Here is a 13,864-nt window from a genome sequence, read left to right as displayed (position 1 = left end):
GCACTTAATGGCGCGGGTTGCATGCATGAAAAATACTTAACCCGCTTTTACATCATGTTATAGGGTGACGAATAAATAACCTACGCGGGTTTTGCACAGTCAATACGGGAAGATGGGAGGTAATAAGGAGAGTTATCTCAACAGCTATGGGGAAAAATGCATATCAGGGAAGAAACAAGTCCCGGAAACTTCCCGGGACTGTAATTTAACGCCGTTATTTAGCGTCGTTCAGCTCCGCCAGACTCAGCCAGGTTTCCACGACCGTATCCGGGTTTAGCGACAAGCTGTCGATTCCCTCTTCCATCAACCAGGCCGCAAAGTCCTGGTGATCGGACGGCCCCTGGCCACAGATACCGACGTATTTACCCTGTTTCTTCGCGGCCTGAATCGCCATCGACAGTAGCGCTTTCACCGCGTCATTGCGCTCGTCAAACAACGCCGAGACCACGCCGGAATCACGATCCAGACCCAACGCCAACTGCGTCATATCGTTGGACCCAATCGAGAAGCCATCGAAATGTTGCAGGAACTGATCCGCCAGTAAGGCATTTGACGGGATCTCGCACATCATGATCACCTTCAAGCCATCCTCGCCGCGTTTCAATCCCTGTTTCGCCAGTTCTTCAACAACGGCTTCCGCTTGCGCCACGGTACGAACAAACGGGATCATGATTTCCACGTTGGTCAGCCCCATTTCATTGCGCACCCGCTTCACAGCAGCACATTCCAGCGCGAAACAATCACGGAAGCTGTCGGCAACATAGCGGCCTGCACCGCGGAAACCGAGCATCGGATTCTCCTCTTCCGGCTCGTAGCGCTCGCCACCCACCAGGTTGGCATACTCGTTTGATTTAAAATCCGACAGACGCACAATAACGCGCTTCGGTGCAAACGCGGCACCCAGCGTGGCAATGCCTTCGGTCAGACGGGCAATATAGAACTCAACCGGATCGTCAAAACCTTTCATCATCTGACGAATTTCCTGTTGCAGCTCCGGTGTCTGCTGGTCAAATTCCAGCAGCGCTTTCGGGTGCACGCCAATCATGCGGTTAATGATGAACTCCAGACGCGCCAGCCCGACACCTTCATTCGGCAAGCAGGCGAAATCGAATGCACGATCCGGGTTACCGACGTTCATCATGATTTTCAGCGGCAGGTCTGGCAGGCTATCCACCTGAGAACTGGTGACCTCGAAATCCAGCAGATCGTCGTAAACATAACCGGTATCGCCCTCGGCGCAGGAGACGGTGACTTTGTGACCATCTTGCAGTCGTTCAGTGGCATCGCCACAACCAACTACCGCCGGGATGCCAAGTTCACGGGCGATGATCGCCGCGTGGCAGGTGCGTCCACCACGGTTGGTGACAATCGCCGAGGCTTTCTTCATGATCGGTTCCCAATCCGGGTCGGTCATGTCGGTCACCAATACGTCACCTTTCTCAATGCGGTTCATCTCACTGATGTCGTGGATCACCTTGACCTCACCGGCACCAATGCGGTGACCGATGGCGCGCCCTTCCACCACAATCTTGCCTGTGCCTTGCAAGTTGTAGCGTTCCATCACCTGACCATTAGAACGCACCGTTTCCGGACGGGCCTGCACGATAAACAGCTTGCCGGTGTGGCCATCTTTGGCCCATTCAATATCCATCGGGCGTTTGTAGTGTTGTTCGATCAACACCGCCTGTTTAGCCAGCGCCTGAACCTCGTCGTCGCTCAGACAGAAGCGGTCGCGGTCAGCTTCAGCTACATCTTCAATGCGTACCTGCTTGCCGTGCTCATGCGAATCGGCATACACCATGCGCAGCTTTTTAGAACCCATGTTACGACGCACAATCGCCGGGCGATTAGCCGCCAGCGTCGGTTTGTGGACGTAAAACTCATCCGGGTTCACCGCACCCTGTACCACCATTTCACCTAAGCCCAGGGCTGCGGTGATAAACACCACCTGGTCAAAGCCGGATTCGGTATCAATGGTAAACATCACACCAGACGAAGCGAGGTCGGAACGTACCATCCGTTGGATGCCTGCGGACAGGGCAACGCCGCGATGGTCGTATCCCTGATGCACACGGTAGGAGATGGCGCGATCGTTAAATAACGAAGCATATACGTGTTTGACCGCCACCATCACTGCATCAATGCCCTGCACATTCAGGAAGGTTTCCTGTTGTCCGGCAAAGGAGGCGTCGGGCATATCTTCGGCGGTCGCTGAGGAACGCACCGCAAAAGAGGCTTCGGCATCATCAGCGGATAATTGCTGATAGGCATCATTGATCGCGGCTTCCAGTTCTGGCTGGAACGGCGTATCAACCACCCATTGGCGGATTTGCTTGCCGGCTTTCGCCAGCTCATCAACGTCATCAATATCAGTCTTATCCAGCAGATCATAGATACGCTGGTTCAGCCCGCTTTGATCGAGAAACTGATTAAAAGCATAAGATGTGGTCGCATAGCCATTAGGTACAGCCACACCCAGCGACGACAAATTGGTAATCATTTCACCCAGAGAAGCATTTTTGCCTCCCACCCGATCAACATCATGCATGCCAAGCTGGTTGTACCAGAGCACTAGCGGCTGTTCGCCTTTATTGGACATCGAGATTATCCTTTTAAATGATTGGGGCACATGGAACATTTTGCTATTCGCAAATACAGCCTGGCACAAGCGGAATATAAAGACTAAGTGTTGAATCGTTAAAGCAACGAAAGAAATGAAAAATCGGATTAGTACCCGCAATAATTCAGGTTGCGCAACCGCGCCAATTAACGCTAACAGATTGCTTCAGCAATAAATTTCTCATTTTCAGAGGGTTAGAACTTGCGTTTTGTTGCGCAACAGAATATGACTTTATTTTGTGCGCGAAGCAAAATAACCGAAAAAAAGGATGATTTCCGAAACGCTATTTCATCTATATTGATGGTTAGATTAATGCCCGGACTCTCTACATTCTTTGCCATATGGACATTCCATTTTATTATTATGAAAAATGAAACATTGGCAATGATAATGTTGCATAAAGGTTATCAGGAGGAAGTCTTTCATTATGAGCACCGAACGTAGCGTGTTTTACATCTCCGATGGCACCGCCATTACCGCTGAAGTCCTCGGCCATGCGGTATTGTCACAATTCCCGGTTAGCACCAATAGCGTTACTCTGCCCTTTGTCGAAAATGTGCAGCGTGCTCAGGCGGTTAAAGCTCAAATCAATGCACTTTATCAGCAAAGTGGCGTGCGCCCGCTGGTGTTCTTTTCCATCGTCACCCCCGATGTACGGGAAATCATCCTTGAGAGCGAAGGTTTCTGTCAGGATATTGTGCAGGCGCTGGTCGGCCCGTTGCAGAGCGAGTTAGGTGTGCCCTCGATGCCCGTCGCCCATCGTACCCACGGGCTGACCGCGAGTAACCTGGGTAAATATGATGCGCGTATCGCCGCAATTGATTACACCCTGGCACACGATGACGGCATCTCACTGCGGGGTCTTGAAGACGCTCAGGTGATTCTGCTCGGTGTGTCGCGTTGCGGTAAAACCCCTACCAGCCTGTATCTGGCGATGCAGTTTGGCGTACGTGCTGCCAACTATCCCTTTATCGCCGACGATATGGATAACCTGAAACTTCCACCCGCTCTGCGCGCCCATCAGCATAAATTGTTTGGTTTGACCATCGATCCCGAGCGACTGGCCGCCATTCGTCAGGAGCGTGCGGAAAATACGCGCTATGCCTCGTTGCGCCAGTGCCGCCTGGAAGTGGGTGAAGTTGAAGCCCTGTTCCGCACCCATCAGATTCGCTACCTCAACAGTACCAACTACTCGGTGGAAGAGATCGCCACCAAAATTCTCGACATTATGGGCCTGACGCGGCGGATGTATTGACCTGTACGTATTTGTAAAGTGAGGCTGCCGACTTATTGCAAACCCTTTCGCTTTAGCAGGTTGAATTCTCAGGTTAATGGTTTATTGTGACCCTCATCACTTCCCGGTATTTCACCGTTGCGAAGAACAGATTTTCGAGAACCCTGATGAACAAAACTGATGAACTGCGTACCGCGCGCATTGGCAGCCTGATAATGCCCGCCGCGTTAGCGCAACAGCACCCTATTTCGGCCGAAATTGCCGCCACCGTAACGGCTGCACGCCAGCGCATTGCCCGTATTCTCACTGGAGAAGATCGCCGCCTGCTGGTGATTATCGGCCCTTGCTCACTACACGACCCTAAAGCCGCGTTTGAATACGCACAGCGCCTGAACGTCCTGCGTGAACAGTACCAGGATCGCCTGGAAATCGTGATGCGCGCCTATTTTGAAAAGCCACGTACCGTGGTGGGCTGGAAAGGATTGATCTCTGATCCCGATTTGGATGGCAGCTTTGATGTTAACCGTGGCATTGCTATTGCCCGCCAGTTGCTGCTCGATATCAACGCCATCGGGATGCCAACCGCGACCGAGTTCCTCGATATGGTGATCGGCCAGTTTATTGCTGATCTGATCAGCTGGGGCGCCATTGGTGCGCGTACCACTGAAAGCCAGATCCATCGTGAAATGGCGTCAGCGCTGTCTTGCCCGGTTGGCTTTAAAAATGGCACCGACGGCAACGTGCAGATCGCGGTGGATGCGATTCGCGCGTCGCGCGCCAGCCATATGTTCTTGTCGCCGGATAAAAACGGTCAGATGACTATTTATCAAACCAGTGGCAATCCACATGGTCATGTCATCCTGCGTGGCGGCCGTCAGCCGAATTATCACGCCGATGACGTGGCAGCGGCAGCCGCCAACCTGCGCGATTTTAATCTGCCGGAGCAGTTGGTGATTGATTTCAGCCACGCCAACTGCCAGAAGCAGCATCGCCGCCAGCGTGATGTGGCGGAGGATGTGGCGCAGCAGATCCGCGCCGGTTCACGCGCTGTGGCCGGGGTGATGATTGAGAGCTTCCTGCAGGAAGGTAATCAGAAAGTGGTCAGCGGCGAACCGCTGGTCTACGGCCAGTCAATTACCGATCCTTGCCTGGGCTGGGACGACAGTGCCGAAGTGCTGGCACGGCTGGCGGCTGCCGTCGACAGCCGCTTCTGATTAGCTGGAGCAGCTCACTTCCAGCGCTTTTCCCCACTCAGGTGGCCGTTGGCGCAACTCCGCGCTAACGGCCTCATCACTAAACGGCTGTTGCAAAGCCAGATGTAAGCGCGCCAGTGCCGCGGTTTCACCGCGCTCAACCTCTTCAATCACCTGCTGAGCGAGATAGTTGCGCAACACCAACGCCGGATTGGCCGCTTTCATCACCTTCTGCCGCGTTTCGTCGCTTGCTTCGTCGCGTAGCAATCGCTGACGATACCCCTCATACCAGCGGTCAAAAGCATCACGATCGATAAATTCATCGCGCAATGGTGAACGCGTCTGCTGCTGTTGCGTTTCGCTGAGCAGACGGAACGTCAGGGTATAATCGCTGTGTTCGTGCGTCATCAACGCCAGCAATCCGGTCAGAATCGCGTTGTCATTGGCATCTTGGGTGAGCAATCCGAGTTTGGCTCGCATTCTTTCGCCCCACACGCGCATTAGCTCAGGCTCATAGTGGCTCAGCGCCTGTTTCAGCTGCTCGGTGGTCAATAACCCGGACAACGCGTGCGCCAGACGGTTGAGATTCCATAAGCCGACCGCAGGCTGATTATCGAAAGCGTAGCGCCCCTGATAATCGCTGTGATTGCAGATAAAGTTGGGCTGATAATCGTCAAGGAAGCCGTAAGGACCGTAGTCGATGGTCAGGCCAAGCAGCGACATATTATCGGTGTTCATCACCCCGTGGGCGAACCCCACACTCTGCCACTGGGCGATTAAACTGGCGGTACGCTTCACAATATCGGTGAACCATAGCAGATACTGGTCTGCCTCATCCTGCAACATCGGCCAGTGATGACGAATGGCATAATCGGCCAGCTGATGGACCTTGTCTTGCTCGCCACCATAATAGAAATGCTCAAAATGGCCGAAGCGCAGATGGCTTTCGGCAATGCGCATCAGCATCGCGCCACGTTCCTGGGTTTCGCGCAGCACAGGCTCATCCCCCACCGCGAGGGTTAGCGCGCGCGTGGTGGGGATCCCCAGATGATATAGCGCCTCTGAGGCGAGAAATTCCCGCACCGTGGAGCGGATCACCGCGCGACCATCTCCCATCCGCGAATAAGGAGTCAGCCCCGCGCCTTTCAGATGCCAGTCAAGCTTACGTCCATCCGCCAGCTGCTGCTCACCCAGCAGGATGCCACGCCCATCGCCCAGCTGTCCGGCCCATACGCCGAATTGATGGCCGCTGTACACCTGCGCCAGCGGGGCCATACCGGGTAACAACGCTTGTCCAAACCAGACGCCATGCCCTCCCTCACTGAACAACGACGGGTCGAGCGCCATGGCCTTTGCCAGCGGCGCGTTATGGTACAGCAGACGACCACCCTGCAAAGGGGTTGGATCCAGGGCGGTATAGAATCCCGGCAACTCCCGCTGCCAGCTGTTGGTAAACTGCATAGTCACTCCGCGAGGTGCATAGTTTTCGGGCACCGCGATTGGGTTGAAAATCAACGGGTAGTGTAACGCTGACACTGCGGAGAAAACAGATGAATGGATTACTGCTGCAACGGAGAATTAAGAGTCACGTCGGGATAAATCAGGTCATTCAGTCGTTCAGCTTTGACCACCGGAAACAGGCTGCCCTGTAAATGTGCGCCGCTGAGCGCCGTCACTTTCTCCAGCATCGCGGCATCATCGATACCACAAATAATAATCTGTGTTGCATCGCTGTGGAAATTGTCGATAAGCGCCTGAATAAAAGGTATAAATGATGCACGTTTTGCTAACCCCTGAATAAAGGTTTTGTCCATCTTCAGGACACTAAAAAGATTATCGTAAACCGCCGTCGCCGGTGCTTTCCCAGCACCAAATTGCGAAAGTGATAAACGGAATTCACTTTTCAGCGCACTCAAAATTGGATGCGATTTACCCTGCGATAATTGGGGGAACGTTTCGCTGACATCCAATGCAATAAACGGCAGTTGCTTAAATTTCCTTAACAGAAATTCACTTTCCAGCAGCGTTACCGCCATCGAATCATCAATACGAACCAAGGCGGTAATTTGATTTAACTCAAAGAAGTCGCGGTACTTTTCCAGCAATGTCAGCTGGCTCTGCAACAGGCGCAGTTGTTGGGCATCGTCTAATTGCGGCAACAGCAAATCCTGCGGCAGCGTGATAGGCGCGCTGTCGTGGACAAATTGCGTAACCAGTTCAACCGCAGTTAACTGGCCCGCTAAAGAATAGGCTGGATAAAACCAGGTTTCCGACTGATAGTCGGCAGATAAATGAACTTTCATTTTTACAGCCAGAAGCAGTGGCGATTGGCGCATCGTATATCAATGAAAACGCTCAGGCAATAGGACCAAACGTTAGAAGAGAGCTGCTTTTTTGCCTGAAGGTGTCATTTTTACGCTGAAATAATCCTTAAGCCAAATAACCAGGGTCTATTATCCCTACCGCTTAATTACATTAAGGCATTATTGTTAGTATTAAATCCCCCTCAGGTAAAGTGCCATTTTAAAGCAGAGCATTTTTAGGGCCTGGAAATTTAATTTAAGTACAGATATCAACGAGTCACTTTTAGCCGAAAGTGTTTTTCGGCTAATCCCTGCTAAATACGCCGTGCCTGCCAGAATACTTTTCGCCAGTAAACATTATCCAGCGAGGAGCGAATCACGCCCTGACTGGTAGAAGCATGAATAAAGGTGTTATCGGTATCATAAATGCCGACGTGCAGACCATTCTCGCCACTGCCGGTTTTAAAAAACACCAAATCGCCCGGTAATAACTCATCCTTATCAATACGTGTGCCGATATCGCTTTGCGCGTCGGTCGAACGCGGCAACTGAAGATCGAATCTGTCACGGAAGGTGAGATAGACGAAGCCAGAACAATCCACCCCACCCCGACTCAGGCCACCATAGCGATAAGGAGTGCCATGCCAATTGTTCAGCTGATCGTTGAGTTGCGCGATAACGGTGATGGAATCGGACAGACGGCCATTGGGCGGAGGCGCATGGTGACTGCATCCTGCCAACAGGAGTACCAGAATCAACATCATCAGCCGCATCAGAAAAATCCTTAAATCCGTTGCCCGAGCAACACTTTAGCGGCAAAACCTTATCATGCGCAAGGCGTCGGCCCTCACGGCACCAGCAATAATGCGCCCTGCGGGGTTTCAATGCGTTGAAACGGGATGTTATAAAGCGGAGCCAATTGGCTGACGGTCAGCACGCTATCGGCCGTGCCCTGCGCGACCAACCTGGACTGATGCATCAGCCAAACCCGGTCAGCATGGCGCAGGCTGTGGTTAAGGTCATGCCCGCTGGCAATAATGGCGATACCCGCAGCCCGTAATTGGTGCAATAAGCTATCCACCGCCCGTTGCTGTGCAACATCCAGCGCGCTCATCGGCTCATCGAGGATCAACAATTTGCCGCGAGCATTGATGGCCGGATGAATTTGCAGTGCGGCCGCCGCCAGGCGCACCCGTTGCCATTCACCGCCAGAAAGTTGCAACAGGCTGCGCATCAACTTGTCCTTCAGACTCAGCATCTCCAGCACCTGCAACAACAACACGTCGGCTTCCGAGGTGACATGGAGCAGATGCATGCGCAGATAATGCCAGACCGGCATCTGTCCCGGTGGTGGCTGCTGCTGTGGCAGCCAGGCACGTACCTGTGCCAATGCCGCACCACTCCATTGCGCTAACGGTTGACCCGAGAGAAAAATGTCGCCAGTTGCGGGTAGTAAGCCTGCCAGTACGTTGAGTAACGTGCTTTTACCGGCACCATTTGGCCCCACCAGATGCACCAGTTCGCCAGCACGCAGCTCAAGATCAACGGGGGCCAGCCGTCCTTTAACGCTGGCCCCCTGAGACTGCATCAGCATGACTTACGCCAGGGCCTGTTTAATGCTGGCCACGAGGATCGCATCGTCTGGCGTCATATCTGGCGCAAAACGCGCAACCACTTCACCTTGTTTATTGATCAGGAATTTTTCGAAATTCCACAGGATATCGCCCGGTGTTTTCGGTGCACGGCCTTTACTCACCATGCGCTCATAAAAACCGCTGCCTTCCGGACGCAACGCTTCCGGCTGTGCCGCCACCAGTGCACTGTACAGGGGATGACGCGCCGGACCATTCACATCGGTTTTCTCAAACATCGGAAAAGTGACGCCGTAGGTGGTACTGCAAAAAGTTTTGATCTCTTCGCTGCTGCCCGGCTCCTGTTCCAGAAACTGATTACACGGAAAACCAAGGACGCTGAAGCCTTGTGCCTGCCACTCTTTTTGTAGCGCCTCCAGTTGCTCGTATTGCGGTGTGAGACCACATTTTGAGGCCACATTCACCACCAGCAGCACCTTACCCTGCCACTGCTCCAGGGTGGTTTTATCACCGTCCAGCGTAACCAGTTCTGTTTGATAAATGCTCATTGTCGATTCCTGTTGTTGATGCCAAGGGGGCCAGCCGCAGCTAGCGCGAGGATTTTACTAATAACACGATAAACAGTGGCGCACCGAGTGTGGCGGTCACCACACCGATCGGCAGTTCAGCTGAGGTCAGAACCAGCCGGGCGATAATATCCGCCGCCAACAATACCACGGCACCCGCCAGCGCCGCCGCTGGCAGCAGATAGCGATGATCGCTGAAGCCGCTAAGGCGCAGCAGATGCGGGATCACCAGCCCGACAAAACCTATAGCACCGGCCATCGCCACGCTGACACCCACCAGCCAACCCATGGTGAGCACCAGCAGGTTGCGCCACAGCAGCATTGGCAGACCCAGCTGACGCGCCGAGGTCTCCCCCAGTGCCAACAGATTGAGCACCCGCGCCGTCGCAATTAGCGCCAGAATGGCCGGGATCAGCGCCAGCATCATCCAACCATAGCGCCAGTCGATACCGCTAAACCCGCCCATCATCCAGTACATTAGTTGGCGCAGATCGAGGCTGGTACTGAAGTACACCACCCAGGTCATCATCGCGCTGCAAATAATCCCCAGCGCTACGCCCGTCAGCAGTAAGCGACTGGCCGATAGATGACGATGGGCAAAGTGCAACAGCAGCAAGGTGATCACCAGTGCCCCGGCCATCGCCGCCAACGCGAGGCTCCATAATGAGCCGTTGCCGAGCATCACGCCGAGCACCAGACCAATACCCGCACCATTTGACACCCCGAGCAACCCCGGTTCGGCCAGCGGATTGTTGAACAGCGCTTGCATCACTACGCCACAAACGGCCAGGGCCGCCCCCACCAGCAGCACCGCCAGGGTGCGCGGCAGACGTAATTGCCAGACGAACAGGTTGCTGTCGTTTGAGAACCAGTGCAGCGGTGCAATCCAGCTATCACCGGCACACAGGCTTATCACCATCAGGATAATAAGTAGCGCGCCCAAGGCAAGAAGCCAGCGCTGGCTGCGGCGGTCTGCCTGGCGGGCAAGCTGATCCAGCAGAGTCATAAATAAGATTGGCTGAGAAAACAGAGATTTGATTGTAGTGGGATTACAGCAAAAAGAAAGACCATTGCGGCGTCATCGCGACGCCGCCAATGAGGAATTAATTACGCGGAGGGATCGGCTGGCCGTTGTGGTTATCACGTTTGTCGTGATTCTGCTGCGGCTGGTTATTGTGCTGCTGCGGGTGCTTCTGCGGTTCTTTATTACCCGGATGCTGTGCCTGCCAGCCATTACCATTCCAGTAGCCGTGCGGGCCTTTCATACCGACGCGCTGGTTGTGATGCTGCTTCCACCATGCAGGGGCACGCCAGTCATAACCGTCCCAGTAGTAACCGCGTTTGTCCTGATCGCCAATATGAATGGATACCCCCGGCGTGTTGATGTTTACGGAAACATTGGCACTAGCGAGCAGCGGCATACCTAACAGGATGCTTAATAAAAGTGCTGTCTTTTTCATCAGCTTAACCTCTTGTTTTGTGTTGGCGCTGTTATAACAAATGCGCAGAAGAGGTCACTATCAGCAAGTGCCGATTTTCATGCTATTTTCCGCATACTTACGCAATCCTTACATTATGAAAAAAGCATGGAGAACGGTGTTTTTCTCACCAAAATAAAAAAGGCCGCTAAGCGGCCTTTTTGTTTTACTGAAATTAGTCAGCATCCTTGGGTGTCGCGTTCTCGACGCGGCTTTTCAACTTCTGACCGGGACGGAAAGTCACCACCCGACGGGCCGTGATAGGAATATCTTCCCCGGTTTTTGGGTTTCTGCCTGGACGCTGGTTTTTGTCACGCAGATCAAAATTACCAAATCCGGACAGTTTAACCTGTTCTCCGTTTTCCAACGCGCGGCGAACCTCTTCAAAAAATAGCTCGACCAACTCTTTGGCGTCGCGTTTGCTCAGCCCGAGCTTTTCAAACAGGTACTCTGACATTTCAGCTTTTGTAAGCGCCATAGGTTCAATCCCTCAAGGTTGCCTGGAATCGCTCTTTTAATGCCGCAACACATTTGGCAACGGTCGCGGCAATCTCCTCTTCTTCGAGTGTCCGGCTGGTATCCTGCAAAATCAGGCTAATCGCAAGGCTCTTTTCACCTTCGTTTACGCCCTTACCCCGGTACACGTCAAACAAGTTTACGCCAACTACCTGATTTACGCCAACTTTCTTACACTCCGCGATGATATCTGCTGCAGGCACGTTTTCAGCCACTACCACAGCGATATCACGACGGTTCGCCGGGAAGCGCGAAATCTCGCGCGCGTCAGGCAGGACGCGGTCTGCGACCTTATTCCAAAGCAGTTCAAACACTAAGGTGCGACCGTTAAGATCCAGCTTACGTTCCAGCTCCGGATGAACCACCCCGATAAATCCGATTCGTTCGTCGTGTAAATAAATTGCTGCACTTTGTCCCGGATGCAGCGCGGGATTCGCTTCGGCACGGAAAGAAATCGCATCCAGTTTGCCGGTTAAATCCAGCAGCGACTCTAAATCGCCTTTTAAATCATAGAAGTCAACCGCCTGGCGCGCCAGATCCCAATGCTCTTCATTGCGATTACCGCTCAACACGCCCGCCAGCATAAGATCCTGACGGATACCGAGATCGGCCTGAGTATCAGGCACAAAGCGCAAACCGCTCTCAAACAGGCGTACACGACTCTGCTGACGGTTCTGGTTGTACACCACCGCGCCCAGTAAACCGGTCCATAATGACAGGCGCATCGCCGACATATCGCTGGAAATCGGGCTGGGCAGAATCAGCGCTTCTTCGCCCGGATGCAGCAGTTGCTGGACTTTCGGGTCAACGAAGCTATAAGTGATCGCTTCCTGATAGCCTTTGTCTACCAGCAGGGTTTTGGCGCGTTTCAGCGACAAATCGGCTTCGCGATGCTGGGTCATCACCAGACTGGCCTGCACCGGTACGTCAGGGATGTTGTTGTAGCCGTAGATACGCGCCACTTCCTCAACCAGGTCTTCTTCGATAGCCATATCGAAACGCCAGCTTGGGGCGATAGCAGTCCACTCACCAGCTGCCACCGTAACTTCACAGCCCAAACGCGTCAGGATATCGGTCACCTGCTCATCCGCAATCACATGACCGATCAGACGGTCCAGTTTTTCGCGACGCAGACGAATGGTGGCGCGCGGTGGTAATGCAGCTTCATCGGTCTGGTCGATGACCGGACCGGCTTCACCACCACAGATGTCCAGCAGCAGCTGGGTTGCACGTTCAAGCGCTTTGTATTGCAGTGCTGGATCGACACCACGCTCGTAACGGTGGGAAGCATCGGTATGCAGACCCTGACGGCGCGCACGGCCAGTAATCGCCAATGGATCGAAGTAGGCGCATTCGAACAGAATATTTTGCGTCGCTTCATTAACACCAGAATGTTCGCCACCAAAAATGCCGCCCATCGCCAGCGCTTTATGGTGATCGGCAATCACCAGCGTGTCGCTGCTCAGTTTCGCCTCGTTACCGTCCAGCAACGTCAGGCTTTCACCCTCTTTCGCCATACGCACCACGATACCGCCATCGATGCGATCAAGGTCGAAGGCATGCATCGGCTGACCCAGCTCAAGCAACACATAGTTAGTGATATCCACCACCGGATCGATCGAGCGGATACCGCAGCGACGCAGCTTTTCACGCATCCACAGCGGCGTTGCTGCTTTGACGTTAACACCTTTCACTACGCGACCGAGGTAACGCGGGCAGGCCGTGGTAGCCTCAACACGAATCGGGAAGGTATCGTTAATGGTGGCTTTTACCGGCTCAATAACCGGCGCAGTCAGCGGCAGACCGTTCAGCACCGCCACATCACGGGCGATACCGATGATGCCAAGGCAGTCAGCACGGTTTGGCGTAACACTGATTTCGATGGTGTTATCGTCCAGTTTCAGATACTCGCGAATATCTGTCCCGATCGGCGCATCCACTGGCAGCTCGATGATGCCGCTGTGATCGTCGGAAATGCCCAGCTCCGAGAAGGAGCACAGCATGCCTTCAGACGGCTCACCGCGCAGCTTAGCGGCTTTAATCTTAAAATCACCTGGCAGTACCGCACCCACAGTGGCTACCGCAACTTTCAGGCCCTGACGGCAGTTCGGCGCGCCACAGACGATATCCAGCAGACGATCGCCGCCAACATTAATTTTGGTGACACGCAGTTTGTCGGCGTTAGGATGCTGGCCGCACTCCACCACTTCACCCACTACTACACCGTTAAAGGCACCGGCAACCGCGTCAACGCCGTCCACTTCCAGACCGGCCATGGTGATTTGCTCAGACAGCGCGGCGCTGTCCAGGGCTGGATTTACCCATTCGCGTAACCAGAGTTCACTGAATTTCATTGGATAAC

The 13,864-nt window shown here is 53.7% G+C and carries 12 protein-coding genes; 2 read left to right on the top strand and 10 right to left on the bottom strand.

Translation table 11 applies throughout. The annotated features are described in order from the left end of the window. Positions 1-214: 214 nt before the first annotated feature. Positions 215-2,599, bottom strand: a complete 2,385-nt coding sequence (gene ppsA / locus AC6I8W_RS09330; RefSeq protein WP_497837902.1) for a phosphoenolpyruvate synthase — start codon at positions 2,597-2,599, stop codon at positions 215-217. Between the two features lie 448 nt (positions 2,600-3,047). Here ppsA and ppsR point away from each other — a divergent pair, with 448 nt between their 5' ends. Then, positions 3,048-3,875: a posphoenolpyruvate synthetase regulatory kinase/phosphorylase PpsR gene (gene ppsR, locus AC6I8W_RS09325; RefSeq protein ID WP_497837901.1), complete on the top strand. Its 828-nt coding sequence runs from the start codon at positions 3,048-3,050 to the stop codon at positions 3,873-3,875. A gap of 146 nt (positions 3,876-4,021) precedes the next feature. After that, positions 4,022-5,068 (top strand): 3-deoxy-7-phosphoheptulonate synthase, encoded by a 1,047-nt coding sequence (locus AC6I8W_RS09320; RefSeq protein ID WP_497837900.1) that lies wholly within the window; start codon positions 4,022-4,024, stop codon positions 5,066-5,068. On the opposite strand, the gene AC6I8W_RS09315 is transcribed toward AC6I8W_RS09320, so the two are convergent. From AC6I8W_RS09315 to pheT, 9 genes are all read right to left on the bottom strand, one after another. Beyond that, positions 5,069-6,508, bottom strand: a complete 1,440-nt coding sequence (locus tag AC6I8W_RS09315; RefSeq protein WP_497837899.1) for a protein adenylyltransferase SelO — start codon at positions 6,506-6,508, stop codon at positions 5,069-5,071. Between the two features lie 98 nt (positions 6,509-6,606). Then, positions 6,607-7,350, bottom strand: a complete 744-nt coding sequence (locus tag AC6I8W_RS09310) for an EAL domain-containing protein (protein ID WP_497837898.1) — start codon at positions 7,348-7,350, stop codon at positions 6,607-6,609. Positions 7,351-7,664: 314 nt separating this feature from the next. Then, a complete protein-coding gene (locus tag AC6I8W_RS09305; protein ID WP_480370812.1) occupies positions 7,665-8,123 on the bottom strand; it encodes an NlpC/P60 family protein in 459 nt (152 codons plus the stop codon). A 74-nt stretch (positions 8,124-8,197) separates the two neighbouring features. Next, positions 8,198-8,944 carry a vitamin B12 ABC transporter ATP-binding protein BtuD gene (gene btuD, locus AC6I8W_RS09300; protein WP_497837897.1) on the bottom strand — a complete coding sequence of 249 codons (747 nt, stop codon included), beginning with the start codon at positions 8,942-8,944 and terminating at the stop codon, positions 8,198-8,200. 3 nt (positions 8,945-8,947) lie between these two features. Further along, positions 8,948-9,490 (bottom strand): glutathione peroxidase, encoded by a 543-nt coding sequence (locus AC6I8W_RS09295; RefSeq protein WP_497837896.1) that lies wholly within the window; start codon positions 9,488-9,490, stop codon positions 8,948-8,950. 40 nt (positions 9,491-9,530) lie between these two features. Beyond that, positions 9,531-10,514, bottom strand: coding sequence for a vitamin B12 ABC transporter permease BtuC (gene btuC / locus AC6I8W_RS09290; RefSeq protein ID WP_497837895.1), 984 nt, complete (start codon positions 10,512-10,514; stop codon positions 9,531-9,533). Between the two features lie 97 nt (positions 10,515-10,611). Further along, positions 10,612-10,968 (bottom strand): DUF2502 domain-containing protein, encoded by a 357-nt coding sequence (locus AC6I8W_RS09285; protein WP_497837894.1) that lies wholly within the window; start codon positions 10,966-10,968, stop codon positions 10,612-10,614. 193 nt (positions 10,969-11,161) lie between these two features. Beyond that, positions 11,162-11,464 carry an integration host factor subunit alpha gene (gene ihfA, locus AC6I8W_RS09280; RefSeq protein ID WP_007892687.1) on the bottom strand — a complete coding sequence of 101 codons (303 nt, stop codon included), beginning with the start codon at positions 11,462-11,464 and terminating at the stop codon, positions 11,162-11,164. A 4-nt stretch (positions 11,465-11,468) separates the two neighbouring features. After that, on the bottom strand, positions 11,469-13,856 hold the full coding sequence (gene pheT, locus AC6I8W_RS09275; protein WP_497837893.1) for a phenylalanine--tRNA ligase subunit beta: 2,388 nt from the start codon (positions 13,854-13,856) through the stop codon (positions 11,469-11,471). Between the last annotated feature and the right edge of the window lie 8 nt (positions 13,857-13,864).

Source organism: Pantoea sp. X-Soil-TKNS-1211 (genome assembly GCF_059730495.1).
The sequence above is the reverse complement of the archived record's forward strand: the minus strand, read 5'-3'. Positions and strand labels throughout refer to the sequence as shown.

Coding starts and splice junctions, on each gene's coding strand:
- ppsA (WP_497837902.1), bottom strand. CDS start 2,599: ATGTCCAATAAAGGCGAACAGCCGCTAGTGCTCTGGTACAACCAGCTT.
- ppsR (WP_497837901.1), top strand. CDS start 3,048: ATGAGCACCGAACGTAGCGTGTTTTACATCTCCGATGGCACCGCCATT.
- AC6I8W_RS09320 (WP_497837900.1), top strand. CDS start 4,022: ATGAACAAAACTGATGAACTGCGTACCGCGCGCATTGGCAGCCTGATA.
- AC6I8W_RS09315 (WP_497837899.1), bottom strand. CDS start 6,508: ATGCAGTTTACCAACAGCTGGCAGCGGGAGTTGCCGGGATTCTATACC.
- AC6I8W_RS09310 (WP_497837898.1), bottom strand. CDS start 7,350: ATGAAAGTTCATTTATCTGCCGACTATCAGTCGGAAACCTGGTTTTAT.
- AC6I8W_RS09305 (WP_480370812.1), bottom strand. CDS start 8,123: ATGCGGCTGATGATGTTGATTCTGGTACTCCTGTTGGCAGGATGCAGT.
- btuD (WP_497837897.1), bottom strand. CDS start 8,944: ATGCTGATGCAGTCTCAGGGGGCCAGCGTTAAAGGACGGCTGGCCCCC.
- AC6I8W_RS09295 (WP_497837896.1), bottom strand. CDS start 9,490: ATGAGCATTTATCAAACAGAACTGGTTACGCTGGACGGTGATAAAACC.
- btuC (WP_497837895.1), bottom strand. CDS start 10,514: ATGACTCTGCTGGATCAGCTTGCCCGCCAGGCAGACCGCCGCAGCCAG.
- AC6I8W_RS09285 (WP_497837894.1), bottom strand. CDS start 10,968: ATGAAAAAGACAGCACTTTTATTAAGCATCCTGTTAGGTATGCCGCTG.
- ihfA (WP_007892687.1), bottom strand. CDS start 11,464: ATGGCGCTTACAAAAGCTGAAATGTCAGAGTACCTGTTTGAAAAGCTC.
- pheT (WP_497837893.1), bottom strand. CDS start 13,856: ATGAAATTCAGTGAACTCTGGTTACGCGAATGGGTAAATCCAGCCCTG.